We start from the raw sequence: 13,968 nt of genomic DNA, 5'->3' as shown, positions 1-13,968 counted from the left end.
AAAAAATATATTTATTGGAGCCTTTAGACGATGTCTAAAGGCTTTTTTAGTATTTGTTATTTTTATATCTTATGGGTTGAGGTAGTCTTGAAATTATCATTTTGTTATAGTTTTTCTACAGATAAATTCAAGAATTATGGACTTAATCCAGGTTTTTTCTTGGTAGTATGAGGTATCGCTCCCTATATTAGATCAACCGAAGAAACAACTTAAGCCCATGAACCACTTGTCGTTACGTATTGCCGGATATTTTTTCTCCATCGCGCTTTTATTGATGTTCATTACGACCGCAAGTGCACAATCGCTTAAAGTACCCTCTCAATTGCGTGTTGACCTGCTTTTACACGCGGATAAGGTTTGGAAAAATGGATTGTTAACAAATCTCTCACTTCAGGAAGCAAAGGATTCCGGGTTTTCCCACCAAATGGCATTAATTGCTAATCAAAAACCCACTTTTGCCTGGCTGATGAACGATGTTTCTGCGGATAGTCATCAAATTGCTTATCAGATTCTGGTAGCCTCTTCAGTCCGGAAGCTCGATACGGATTCCGGAGATGTCTGGGATTCGAAAAAGGTTTCCGGGAATCAAAATACCGGGGTATTATACAATGGAGGTAAACTCGATACCAATGCGGTTTACTACTGGAAGGTAAAAGTCTGGAACAATAAAGGTGCTGAAAGTGCATTCTCCGCAAAGGGCGCGTTTAGGACAGCGAAAGTTTTAAAAGATTATCAGCCTCCATTTTATCCGATTACAAAAGCGATACAATATCCGCTGATCACAAAACAACTGGCGGATCAGAATCTCTTCTACGATTTTGAAAAGGATGCCTTCGGACAATTAAATGTACTGGCTATTGCCAGAACCGATCATGATACTTTGAGGATACATGTTGGAGAATCTGTTGATGCGGAAGGAAGGGTTGACAGGATACCAAAGGGAACCATCCGCTATCGTTTACTGGTTTTACCACTTAAACAAGGACGGCATAGTTATGACCTTAGATTTACTGCCAATAAGCAAAACACAGGTGCTAAAGCCATACTTATGCCGGATTATATTGCTGAAGTACTGCCCTTTCGTTATGTGGAGATTGAAAAGCCCGCAGGAGATGTAGCCGTTGAACAGGTATTCCGCTATACCGTAAATTATCTTTTTGATGATGATGCCGTAAGGTTTAAATCTTCTGACACGCTATTGAATCAAGTGTGGGAACTCTCAAAATATACCATCAAAGCCACTTCATTTACAGGTTTATACATAGACGGCGACCGTGAACGGATCCCATACGAAGCAGATGCGCTCATTAATCAATTGTCTCACTATGCTTCAGACGCCGAATTCAATATGGCCAAAAGGTCTTTGTATTATCTTATTTATAATGCGACCTGGCCAACAGAGTGGTCTTTACAAAACCTGTTGATTGCCTGGAACGATTATCTTTACTCTGGAGATATCAGAACAGTAAAATATCTTTATCCGGAGCTCAAAGCTAAGTTGCTGCTCAAACTGGGCCGTCCGGATGGGCTCATTAGCACCCGGAATGGAAAACAAGATACCGTCTTTACCAATTCCATTCATTTTAAAAGGTTTAATGATAATACGGTACTAAAGGATATTGTAGACTGGCCGCAGAAAGGTGGATATGGTTTAGATAAAGATGCAGCAGGTGAAACGGATGGGTTTGTCTTTACGGAATATAATTCAGTAGTAAATGCATTTCATTATCAGGCACTTTTATGTATGCAGGAACTGGCAACCGTACTGAACGAGGGAAATGATGCTGCTTTTTTTAAAGCACAGGCAGCTAAAGTTAAAGCAGCTTTTAAAATTGCTTTTATCGATCGAAAAACGGGCTTAATAAATGACGGGGAAGGAACAACACATCGTTCACTTCATGCCAATATGTTTGCACTTGCATTTAAGCTGGTACCTGAAAATAATAAACCGGCTGTGATCGCGCATATCCGTTCCAGAGGGATGGCCTGCAGTGTTTATGGAGCTCAGTTCTTACTGGATGCCTTGTACGATGTAAATGAGGATCAGTATGCTTTACAGCTATTAACTTCGGTTGATAAGCGAAGCTGGTATAACATGCTGCGTAGTGGCACGACCATGACCACAGAAGCCTGGGGTACTGAGTACAAAAAGAATCAGGACTGGAATCATGCCTGGGGAGCCGCCCCGGCTAATATAATTGTCAGGAAATTAATGGGTGTAGAACCGCTTACGCCTTCTTTTGCCACGATGCAAATAAAACCACAACCAGGAACGCTAAATTATGCTGATCTGCAATTTTCAACCCTACGTGGAAAGATTGAGGTCTCTTTTAATAAAAAAGCGCAGACCTTTCAATTACAGGTTACACTTCCCCCTAATTCTAAAGGAATAATTTATTTACCCCGCGTCACAGGGAATGATAAAATTATTAAGAATGGTAAAGTGATGAAAGCTATACCAGAAGGGAAGTTCTGGAAGCTGATTAACGTAAGCCCGGGTAAGCATATCTGGCTGGTAAAATCACTGTAAAAACCATATCTACCCATGTTTTTAGAATTTATTCGCTTTGCCTGATCTCAATTTTTTTTGTTGTCTTTTTGCTTGATTATCAGTAGGGTAGTCGGATAAAAAAAATAAAAAATATTTGGAAATGTGATTATCATGTCTATATTTACTTGCGTATTGTAAAACATCGTTTTATAATATAAAATGAAATAGCCAAATTTTACTTAACCAAATATATTATGCGATCAAAATTAATGTGCTTGTTGGGCATACTATTTTGTTTTTTTACAGCGCAAAACCTGTATGCTCAAAACAACATCTCTGTTAAAGGTCAGGTGACTTCTCCCGATGAAAAACAAGGATTTCCAGGTGTTATTGTAAAGCTAAATGGTGCTTCAACTGTTACCAGAACTGATAACCAGGGTAAATACAGCATCATAGTTCCTTCAAATGGGGTATTAACGTTCAGCTATATAGGATACGATTCAGTTGTTGTACCGGTTAATGCACGAGCAGAGATTAATGTTACGCTGCAGGCGAAAGACAATAAACTTGATGAGGTGGTTGTGATCGGTTACGGTACCCAAAAGAAAAGTGACCTCACCGGATCCTTGTCGCAGGTTAAAGCCCGTGACATCAACTCTTATCCTTCAACAAATGCACTTCAGGCTTTATCAGGCAGGGCATCCGGAGTCCAGGTACTGCAGAATACAGGTGCCCCTGGTTCGGGTGTAAGTGTAAGAATACGTGGTACAAATTCTATACAGGGCAGTAACGAACCTTTATACGTAATAGATGGATTTCCTATCTCGGGGAGTAATCCTTCGGTAATCAACAATTCGGATATTGAGAGTATGGAAATCTTAAAGGATGCCAGTGCGACCGCTATTTACGGATCTCGGGGAGCCAACGGGGTCGTACTCATTACCACTAAAAAAGGCAAAGCAGGCAAAAGTCAGGTTAGTTTTGAAACCAGCTATGGCATTCAGACGCTCAGGAAGAAACTGGATATGATGAACGCACAGGAATATGCCACTTTTTATAATGAACAGGCGGCAAATGATAAGCTGAAGCCTTATTTTACACAGGAGGAGATAGCAGGTATGGGGAAGGGTTTTGACCTGCAGGATCTTTCTTTCAGAAAAGCACCAATAAAGACAATGTCTTTCGGTGTAAGCGGTGGAACGGATAAAACTCAGTTCTCTATAGCGGCAAGTATTTTTGGACAGGATGGAATTATCAAAGGCAGTAGTTATGACAGGTATTCTGTACATGGTAGTATCAATCATGAAATCAGTAAAAAGTTCAGTGTTAACCTTTCTACCACATTAACACGTATTAAATCTGAAGCACAGCCGAGCATCGGCGGCAATAGGGGCGGATCGCTGATTTCTGCCATTATCTCCGGGGCACCAACACTTAGTCCGTTCAATGATGATGGAAGCTACAAGACCATTTCAACGACTTTTCCTTATCTGTCTGCAAATCCGTTAAATTATATAAACGAGCAAAGTAATACCACTATAGCCAACAAAGTGCTGGCCAACGGATCAATTCAATATAAAATTTTACCTGAGCTGAGTATTAAAATTTCAGGAGGTGTAGAGAATTCTGATGACAGGAATGATGCTTATGTTACACGTAAATTCATTAATTCAACCGGAAGCGCAAATGTGTCGGCCACACAGGCCACGAGTTTATTAAATGAGAATACGATTAATTACAATAAAATATTTAATCAGAAACACAACGTTTCAGCTCTGGCGGGCTTTACCTACCAGGATTTTTTAAACACTTCCTTATCGGGAAGTGGTAATGGCTATATCAGCGACATCAGTAAAACTTTTGATCTGGGTGCAGCAAATACACCAGGTATCCCTGGGTCATCTTATGTTAAATCTGCCTTGTTATCTTATCTGGGACGTTTAAATTATGGTTATGATAGTAAGTACTTAGCAACTGTAAGTTTCCGTGCTGATGGATCATCGAAATACAGTAGCGGTAATAAATGGGGATACTTCCCTTCAGCTGCCCTGGCATGGCGTATCTCTAACGAGGATTTTTTAAAAGAATCACGTGTTATCTCTGATCTGAAACTGAGACTTGGCTGGGGATATACAGGGAGTCAGGCCATCAATCCTTATGCAACATTGAACCAGCTGGTGTCAGGTAAGACCGTATTTGATGATGCTTTGTATACCACTTACGCACCTGGAACAGTTTTGCCGGGAAATTTGAAATGGGAAACCACGGAGCAAAAGAACATCGGTATAGACCTCGGGATATTCAGTAATAAAATTTATCTGACCGCAGATTATTATATTAAAAACACAAGAAATTTACTAAATGCGGTTCAGCTGCCTTCTTCTTTAGGATTTACGACGACAATCCAGAATGTGGGAGAAATAAGTAACAAAGGGCTGGAACTGAGCCTGGAATTTAAGCCCTTTACAGGCGGATTTACATGGGATGTAAACACTAATATATCCTTTAACCGCAATAAAGTAGTTAAACTATATGGTGGTCAGGATATCCTTGGTGGCGCATTTAATGTGTCTGCGGTAAATGATTATGCCAACATACTTCGTGAAGGTCAGCCAATCGGTATTTTTTATGGCTACGTAGAAGATGGTTATACGGAACAGGGGAAGATCAGGTATAAAGATTTAAATAGTGATGGTGCAATATCTACAGCGGACAAAACCTATATAGGTAATCCCAATCCTGATTTTACTTATGGCCTTAACTCCACGATGAGCTTTAAAGATTTTGAGTTTACCTTTTTCATACAGGGCGCACATGGTAATGATATTTTCAATATCAGTGCGATCAACAATACGATTGACTACGGTTATGGCTTAAATATGCAAAGGGATGTGTATCTGAACCACTGGACACCAACAAATACCAATGCGAAATATCCGGTCATTAGTAACAGTACTTCCGCGACCGCATCCGACCGTTTTGTAGAGAGTGGTGCTTATCTGCGCTTAAAAAATATTCAGCTGGCTTATAATCTGCCTGTTGAAAAGTTAAAACTGGGCTGGGTCAAACGTCTGCAGGTATATGCAAGTGCACAGAATATATTGACGTTCACAAAATATTCCGGATGGGATCCTGAAAATAATTCGCGGGGTGGGGCAAATTCCACAGCCCAGGGATTTGATTATTACAGTTATCCAAATTCAAAAACTTACAATTTTGGCCTTCGTGCCGGTTTTTAATCACAGACAGGTTATCATTTAACTTATAAAGACATGCGAAATTCACTGAAATCATACCGCTTTTTAAAAAGCTTAAACAGATTATCGGGATTAATACTTTTGATCTCTTTTTCTGCCTGCCAGAAAGAACTCATTGAGGATCCGAAATCTTTGGCGGCAGAAAACTTTTACAATACTGCGTCTGAAGTTCAGGCCGCTGTAAATGCTATTTACACACCATACAGGGATATTAATGGGCTGCCTGGTTACATAGCCCAGGTTGATTGTTATGTAGATTACGCTTTAGGACGAGGGAGTTATGCGTCTTTGAATGATTTTCAGGGGTTAAATTCAACCAATGTGACCAGGGTAGGTTCAATGTGGGATTTGTTTTACCTGAGCATCAGAAACGCCAACTTCGTGATAAAAAATGCACCCAATGGTAAGTCTATTAGTCAGGCAGACATCAATACCAACGTAGGTGAAGCGAAGTTTTTAAGAGCCTTTAACTATTTTTTTCTGGTCAGGAACTGGGGAGGTGTGCCTATCCGTACGGAGGCAAATATGACCATTGTTGATGCCAAAAAAAACACAGCGGATGAAGTTTACAAACAGATCATCGCAGATCTTCTTGATGCAGAAATCAATTTGCCAGCCATACAAACGCAATCTGGAAGACCTACAAAATGGTCTGTGAAAACATTGCTTGCCGATGTTTATCTGCAGTTGGAAAGATATCCGGAAGCACGAGATAAAGCGAATGAAGTGATCGCCTATGATAAATATGCCTTAGTTCCGATCAGTTCTACTGATGATCTGCAAAAGATATTTGGTGCGGCGGTTGTTACGACCCCCGAAGAGATATTCTATATCAAATTTGCCAGACAGAATTTATTGGGGAATTACTTTGTCATGTTTTTAAATCATCCAGGTACCAAATTTAGCGGAGCTGGTGGTTTTTATGGCTTACATAGTGAAACGACTAATGCAGTTTATAAAAACTGGGACAATAATGATTTCCGAAAAGGGCTTTGGTATCCCTATAATATAGGCCTTGACGGGAATTCAATTTTGAATAAAAAGTTTATTGATCCGCTGGCAACCTCACAAACTGGCCATGGAAATGATATGCCGTTTTACCGTTACGCCGACCTGTTGCTGATTTATGCGGAAGCTGCCAGTCGGGCCGCCAATGGACCGACCGCAGGAGCAATGGAAGCATTAAATAAAGTTCATCGCCGGGCATATGGTAAAAACCCGCTTCAACCTTCTGCAGTTGATTTTAAACTGGTGGATTATAATGCCGCAACATTTCTTGACCTGGTGATCAAAGAGCGGGGCTACGAATTTCAATACGAAGGTAAGCGCTGGCTGGAGCTTAAACGCACGGGCAAAGCAGCTGAAATTATATTGGCGACAAAAGGAAAGACGATAGCTGCCAAACATTATTTATGGCCGATACCAGTTTCTGAGCTAGGTTTTAATAAAGCCTTAGATCCGGTTAAAGACCAGAACCCGGGTTATTAATAGTTACTATTAATGGAAATTTAAGTAAAACAAAATGAAAAGATTGCAAGGTAAAAAAGCACTAGTAACTGGTTCCTCCCGTGGGATAGGAAAGGCCATAGCGTTGCAGCTGGCAATGGAGGGTGCGGAAGTGCTGATCCATTATCGTGTAAACCAACAGGAAGCACAGCAGGTTGCTGATGAAATATCTGCCTTTGGTGGTCGGAGCCATATTCTACAGGCTGATTTAAGTGATGCAGACCAGGCTATAAAGCTGGCAGGGGATGCATGGGAGAAACTTAATGGAATTGATTTCCTGGTAAATAATGCAGGTGTATCTTATAAAAAACATTTTTTAGATACGACTCAGGAGGATGTAGACCATTTTACAAACATCAACTTTAAAGGTACCTTGTTTTTAACACAAACAGTTGCTAAGTTGATGGTTTCCAGGCAAACTGAGGGAAGTATTTATACGGTTACTTCTATCAATGCGATTCAGCCTGGTGTCGGTTTAAGCGTATACGGCGCTACCAAAGCTGCTTTGGAAACCTTAATGAAAGGCGTTGCTTTAGAGCTTGCCCCACATCAGATTAAAGTGAATACAATTGCAGTCGGAGCCATTGAAACAGATATGAATGCTGCGGTATGGCAGGATCCTGAAAAGCTGAAAATGGTAAATGATCATATCCCATTGGGCAGGTTAGGTCGCCCTCAGGAGGTTGCGGTTATGATTGCCGATCTCCTGGCCTCGGGAAGTTATATGACAGGGACCACGATTAAAATAGATGGTGGCTGGCAACTGCAGCAAGGTTTCGTAAAATCACAATCCTATACTACTAGTTGAAATTCAATATTAATAGATCAATAGATGAAACTCTCTTTTTTGTTTTTTGGGAATAAGCCTGACCAGAAATGGGTGTTAAGCAGGCAAATGGGGATTAAATATGCCATAGCCAAACTTGCGCCCGAACTAACCAGCACCTTGCCCCCCTGGGATTTTGATGCCCTGGCCGCGTCTAAACAGATTTTTAAGGATAACGGTTTTGAGCTGATCGGCATGGAAGGTGATCAGTTTGATATGAACCGGATCAAATTGGGTTTACCCGGGAGGGAGGAGGATATAGCGCATTATTGCCAGATGCTTGAAAATATGGGCAAGCTCGGTATTCACCTGCTTTGCTATAATTTTATGGCTGGTATTGGTTGGTTCAGGACCAATACCAGGATTAACGCAAGAGGCGGCGCACTGGTCAACGGATTTGAAATAGAGGCTGCACAGCAGCTATCATTAACAGAGGTGGGGATAGTTACGGAGGAACAAATCTGGGAAAACTATGCCTGGTTCCTGGAAAGGGTTTTACCTGCGGCAGAAAAAGCAGGTGTAAAACTGGCCTTGCATCCTGATGATCCCCCGGTTTCGCCATTAAGAGGTATTGGCCGGATTTTTAAGAACGCAAATGATATCCGCAGGGCATTGTCAATGTCGGCCAGTGAAGCGCATGGCTTAACCTTTTGTCAGGGTACTTATACCACCATGGGCGAAGATGTAAAAGCGTTGATCTCCGAGTTTGGCCAGCGTAAAAAGATCTTCTTTGTTCACATCAGGGATGTTGAAGGTAATCGCAACAATTTTAAAGAAACCTTTCATGATGACGGGCCAACAGATATGCCTGATATGTTCAGGGGCTACCGTGATGCCGGATTTACCGGCCCTTTACGCTCCGATCATGTACCATCTATGGCAGGAGATGATAATGCACAGCACGGTTATACTATAAATGGGAGTTTATTTGGTGTAGGCTACATCAAAGGGATCATGGATGCACTGGAAATAAAAGATGAACATGGAATTTAAAAAGATATACGTTTGGATATTGTTTGTCCAGTTGATAATGAACGTTGGACTGGTTAAATCCCAGGACCTCTGGCAACCCTGGTATATCCAGGCCAGAACTGATGCGCAGCATATTGATTTATCAGGCAAATGGGAATTATCCTATATGGATAAGCAGGTTACCGATCTGAAAGACCTGGCTAAAAAAAAGGATGCATTTGAAACAACAGTGCCCAATTCCATTCAATGGTCATTGTACAAAGCAGGAAAGTTTCCTCACCCGTATTATAATAAAAATGCGGATTTCTATAAATTCACTGACGAAAAGGTATGGTATTATAAAAAAAGGTTTAACCTGCCGCTGACAGCAAAAGGAAATTACAATTTCCTATGTTTTGATGGTGCTGATTACTTCACGAGGATTTGGGTTAATCAGAAACTTGTAGGAGTACATGAAGGGATGTTTGGCGGACCAAATGCCGACATCAGCGACTTTGTAAATTATGGTTCCGAAAATGAAATTATAGTGGAGCTGCGTGCCGGAAACTGGGGAAATAAAGCGACAGATTTCGATAAGATACCCCTGGATAGTAACAATGCGAAAGACATGAGCAAACGTAAAGGTTATGACCCATGGAATAGTGGCAGGATCATTAAGCCATGGACCATATCCGGAGGCCTTGGCGGCGAAAGCTTTTTTTCAATGGGTATATGGCAGGGCATCAGGTTGGAGATTGTACCCAAAGTTCACATTGAAAGACCATTCCTGGTGACCAAATCTGTTACAGGTAATGTCGCGAAGCTTCATTTGTCAACAGAACTGTTTGTGAACAATAATTCCCTGCGGCAAACTTTGCATCCCTGGAAAAATGCGCAGTTGCGTCATCCGAATGAAAAGGGGATGGGATTTATCCCGTCCAAAGAGGATCTTAAACTGGATGTAGCCTTTTATTCAGGCAATCAGAAAGTATTTACCAGGCTTATTTCTGTAGATGCCTATGAGGGGCGAAACTGGATTGAAGAAGATATTGACCTGCCTGCGCCCAGACTTTGGAACCCAACAGGATTAGGTAATCCTAATTTATACCAGGTAAAAGTGTCGCTGATCAGGTCTGGTAAAGTAGTGGATAAAATTGCTTTTGACTTTGGGATCCGGGTAATAGAACGCATTGCGAGTGCGGGTCCACGTACAGGAGATCGTTTTGAAAACTGGCAGTTTGTAGTAAACGGTAAGAAAATATTTGTGAAGGGAATGAACTTTGTCCCACAGGATGTGTTACTGGATGCCTCTGAAAAACGTTATCGGTGGACATTGACTGCCGCAAAAAAAATGGGCGTACAGCTGGTCAGAATATGGGGCGGTGGCTTAATTGAGACTGATATTTTTTACAAGTTGTGTAATGAGCTCGGTATTATGGTATGGCAGGATTTTCCTATCGGAAACCAGGATACACCCGACTATCCTCAGGATATTTGGGAGGCCCAGGTAGTGCATAACATTTGCCGGATCCGCAACAATCCTTCATTGGTTATCTGGTGTGGAGGAAATGAATTTAACGCATACTCCTTAGGTAACGCCGCAACCATGGGCATCTGGGAACGAAATATCAAAACTTTCGATGGCAGTCGCATGTTTGTGCGTACTACCCCGGATGGAGGCAGTATCCATACTTACCCTGATATGGACCCATCCTGGTACAGACGCAGCTATGGTAAAGAAGCCTGGATCTCTGAAACGGGAATGCACAGCATGCCTGAAGCAAGCTTATTCAGAGAAGTGGTAGACCAGAAAGAATTTGTTAACCTGGGAACGATGTGGGACAAGAAATTCGGCCCCTCGCATCCTGAATTTATACACCATTTTACAGAGTATAAACCGAGTCGTGTGCCACGTATGCTAAGCCGTGCATCGCATATAGACGATATGAGCGATCCTACACTGGAGTCCATATCGGAAGCTACTCAGATTGGTGCCGGCGAATTTTATCAGGTACTTTCAGAAAAGGTACAGGGCAGCTATCCGGTAACAACCGGAATCATGCCATGGGTCTTCAGAAGACACTGGACGGCGATTGCCATACAGATGATGGACTGGTTTGGGCAGGCTGGTGCACCCTATTATTTTCTGAAAAGAACGTATGAACCGACTCATATTGCATTGGATATAGAACGGTTAATCTGGGCTCCGGGGGAAAGTATGAGCCTGGATGTGCAGATTACCAATTCATTGTTTGCCATCAATCAGGGCTATAAAGCTACGGTTACTGTCTATGATGATAGTTTTAAACAGTTATCTAAAAAAACATTGCCTGTAAATATTGCGGGAGGACCATCAGTTAACAGAGGCTCATTTGGCAGTTTTGCTATTCCCGCTGATTATAAGGATAAGTACCTGTTTATTTTAACTGAGTTGAGGGACAAAGCTGGCAAGGTTGTTTCCAGCGCCTATTATTATCCGAGATGCCTGACAAAAATGGAAGATAAAACTTTCCATGATCAATATGTTAATGAACCTATACCCTGGATTACCTTGGATAAAGGTCCATGGTTGAAACCAACCGTTGCGAAGACAAATACAACGCTCTCTTTAAAAGTAAAACACAATGAAGTCGTTGCTGAAGACGAGAGTGAAATTACGATGCTGGTTAAAAATGAAGGTACAACACCTGCGTTTATGACTAAAATAGATATCAGTGGTGTAAAGAGAGCTTTTTATGCAAGTGATAACTATGTATGGTTACAGCCAGGTGAAACGAAAGAAATAACGATGACGGTAAACTGGCGTGAAGGAAAGGATAAGGCGGTATTGACTGCCCATGCATGGAATGCAAAAGTTGTGAACGTTAAACTTTAATAATTAAGCTTCAATCTCAATATGGACAATCAAATAGCCAATCCGCTAACCGAATCAAGGAATTATAAGTGGATGATGCTGACGCTATTATGGCTTGCGTTTTTCCTGAATTCGGCAGACCGGCAGATATTCAGTGTAGTGTTACCTTTAATAAAATCTGATTTAGGTTTAAGTGACGCACAGCTTGGACTGATCGCTTCATCATTGGTGTGGACTTATGGTTTGTTTGTACCTATAGCCGGCTTTGTCGGAGACCGGTTGGTACGTAAAAATATCATCGTGTTTAGTCTTTTGTTCTGGAGTGTATCCACATTATTAACCGGCATCAGTACTACTGTAGCCCAGTTTGTTTTATTCAGAGGGATCGCAACCGGTGGTGGTGAAGCTTTTTATGCACCTGCCGCCAATGCGCTGATTAGTGAAGAACACCAAAAAAGACGGTCGCTGGCGCTTTCAATTCATCAGAGTGCAGTCTACTTTGGCATAATTTTAAGTGGTTTAATAGCCGGATATATTGGTCAGCATTATGGCTGGCGTAACTCATTTTATTTATTCGGTGGCTTTGGGATTTTAGTGGCTGTTATCGCTTTTTTTAAATTAAGAAAGGATATTCCAGCCCAGGCAATAGAGAAAGTTAATATAGTCGAATCTGCGAAAATAATGGCTAAAAACCCTTCCGTGGTATTACTTACCGCTGCATTTGCCTGTATGGTTTTTGTGAATGTGGCGTACCTGACCTGGATGCCTTCACTATTGGTGGAAAAATTTCACTTATCTCTTGCAGACGCAGGTTTCTCTTCCATGTTTTATCACCATGCCGGTGCTTTTATAGGCGTATTGATCGGTGGGCTGGTATCAGACAAACTTTCCCTGATAAACCCGGGCAATCGTCTGGTTGTACAGGCTGTGGCCATGCTGGCGGCAGTTCCGTTTATTTATTGGATCGGTATGGGTAACACAACATTGACTACTTACATCGCTTTATTCTTTTTTGGCGTGTTCAGAGGCATTTATGACTCTAATATTTTCGCTTCCTTGTATGAAGTGGTCAAGCCGGCTATCAGGTCATCATCATCAGGTTTTATGCTGATGTGTGCTTTTTTGGTTGGAGCCTTTGCACCGCTACTTTTAGGTGTTCTTAAGCCTACACTGGGTTTGTCGCTGGGTTTATCCTGGTTATGGGTGAGCTATTTTCTCGGCGCAGTTTTTCTATTCACCGCTGTTGTGTTTTTCTTTAAAACAGACCGACAAAAAGCTATGGCACATGAAAGCTAACAATTGATAATTAACAAGGTATTCATATAATAATTAATGTAAAATGAGCACAGATCAGTACAAAAAAGAAGTGGGCATGATGAATTTAGAAAAATTGATCGAGACCAGAGAAGGTAAATCAGATGCAGATTTTCCCATTCCAGAAAAGGAATTATTACATCGTTATGAGCAGCTGTATACTGGTGCGATAAATGATGTTTTAAGGGAGTTTTGTCTTATTAATCAGGCATTACCGGGTCATCTGGTACCATTAAGAGAATACCGTACGATTGCTGGTATTGCTTTTACCGTAAAAAGTGCACCCAATGCGATGATCCAGGGTGAAATGGAATTCAGGATACAAATGCTGGATGCAATGCATGAGGATTCCTTTGTGGTATGGGATACTACTAAAGATGAGAATGCAACGCTATGGGGTGGTGTAATGACGGCAACCGCTAAAGGTAAGAAGGTAAAAGCGGCTTGCATTGATGGCGGAATCCGTGACACCCACCAGATCCTTGAGGCTGATTTTCCGGTATTTTATAAATACCGCATATCTAACGGAAGCCTGGGACGCTGTCTGATCACACATTATCAGGTCACACTGCAAATCGGCTCAGTAACGATTAAACCTGGCGACGTGGTAATGGGTGATATAGATGGCGTATTGGTTGTTCCGAGAGCACTTGCTTATGATGTATTGCTGCGTGCCGAAGAGATCATAGAAAATGAAAAGCAAATATTCGGATGGGTAAGAGAAGGGCAGTCTATCCAGGAAATCACCAAAAAAGGCGGGTATTTTTAA

The 13,968-nt window shown here is 41.6% G+C and carries 8 protein-coding genes; all 8 read left to right on the top strand.

Going from position 1 to position 13,968, the window contains the following annotated elements:
* Positions 1–217: 217 nt before the first annotated feature.
* The 8 genes from OQX61_RS02635 to OQX61_RS02600 all read left to right on the top strand — a co-directional run bounded on the left by OQX61_RS02635 (position 218) and on the right by OQX61_RS02600 (position 13,968).
* Complete coding sequence (locus OQX61_RS02635) at positions 218–2,530, top strand: alpha-L-rhamnosidase C-terminal domain-containing protein (RefSeq protein ID WP_265840099.1); 2,313 nt, start codon at positions 218–220, stop codon at positions 2,528–2,530.
* A 215-nt stretch (positions 2,531–2,745) separates the two neighbouring features.
* Positions 2,746–5,730, top strand: coding sequence for a TonB-dependent receptor (locus tag OQX61_RS02630; RefSeq protein WP_265840098.1), 2,985 nt, complete (start codon positions 2,746–2,748; stop codon positions 5,728–5,730).
* 33 nt (positions 5,731–5,763) lie between these two features.
* Positions 5,764–7,236 (top strand): RagB/SusD family nutrient uptake outer membrane protein, encoded by a 1,473-nt coding sequence (locus tag OQX61_RS02625; protein ID WP_265840097.1) that lies wholly within the window; start codon positions 5,764–5,766, stop codon positions 7,234–7,236.
* A gap of 34 nt (positions 7,237–7,270) precedes the next feature.
* Positions 7,271–8,062, top strand: a complete 792-nt coding sequence (locus tag OQX61_RS02620; RefSeq protein ID WP_265840096.1) for an SDR family NAD(P)-dependent oxidoreductase — start codon at positions 7,271–7,273, stop codon at positions 8,060–8,062.
* A 24-nt stretch (positions 8,063–8,086) separates the two neighbouring features.
* Positions 8,087–9,073 (top strand): mannonate dehydratase, encoded by a 987-nt coding sequence (locus tag OQX61_RS02615; RefSeq protein ID WP_265840095.1) that lies wholly within the window; start codon positions 8,087–8,089, stop codon positions 9,071–9,073.
* A 37-nt stretch (positions 9,074–9,110) separates the two neighbouring features.
* Positions 9,111–11,906 (top strand): sugar-binding domain-containing protein, encoded by a 2,796-nt coding sequence (locus OQX61_RS02610; protein ID WP_265840094.1) that lies wholly within the window; start codon positions 9,111–9,113, stop codon positions 11,904–11,906.
* 21 nt (positions 11,907–11,927) lie between these two features.
* The gene (locus OQX61_RS02605; protein ID WP_265840093.1) at positions 11,928–13,181 is read left to right on the top strand and encodes an MFS transporter; all 1,254 of its coding nucleotides are present in this window, start codon (positions 11,928–11,930) and stop codon (positions 13,179–13,181) included.
* A gap of 43 nt (positions 13,182–13,224) precedes the next feature.
* Positions 13,225–13,968 (top strand): RraA family protein, encoded by a 744-nt coding sequence (locus OQX61_RS02600; protein WP_265840092.1) that lies wholly within the window; start codon positions 13,225–13,227, stop codon positions 13,966–13,968.

The organism is Pedobacter sp. PLR, from assembly GCF_026239675.1.
GTDB lineage: Bacteria > Bacteroidota > Bacteroidia > Sphingobacteriales > Sphingobacteriaceae > Pedobacter.
This window is presented reverse-complemented; position numbering and strand designations above follow the sequence as displayed.

Excerpts from the sequence above, each read along its gene's own strand:
- OQX61_RS02625 (WP_265840097.1), top strand. The coding sequence starts at position 5,764 with ATGCGAAATTCACTGAAATCATACCGCTTTTTAAAAAGCTTAAACAGA.
- OQX61_RS02635 (WP_265840099.1), top strand. The coding sequence starts at position 218 with ATGAACCACTTGTCGTTACGTATTGCCGGATATTTTTTCTCCATCGCG.
- OQX61_RS02615 (WP_265840095.1), top strand. The coding sequence starts at position 8,087 with ATGAAACTCTCTTTTTTGTTTTTTGGGAATAAGCCTGACCAGAAATGG.
- OQX61_RS02610 (WP_265840094.1), top strand. The coding sequence starts at position 9,111 with ATGAACGTTGGACTGGTTAAATCCCAGGACCTCTGGCAACCCTGGTAT.
- OQX61_RS02620 (WP_265840096.1), top strand. The coding sequence starts at position 7,271 with ATGAAAAGATTGCAAGGTAAAAAAGCACTAGTAACTGGTTCCTCCCGT.
- OQX61_RS02605 (WP_265840093.1), top strand. The coding sequence starts at position 11,928 with ATGGACAATCAAATAGCCAATCCGCTAACCGAATCAAGGAATTATAAG.
- OQX61_RS02630 (WP_265840098.1), top strand. The coding sequence starts at position 2,746 with ATGCGATCAAAATTAATGTGCTTGTTGGGCATACTATTTTGTTTTTTT.
- OQX61_RS02600 (WP_265840092.1), top strand. The coding sequence starts at position 13,225 with ATGAGCACAGATCAGTACAAAAAAGAAGTGGGCATGATGAATTTAGAA.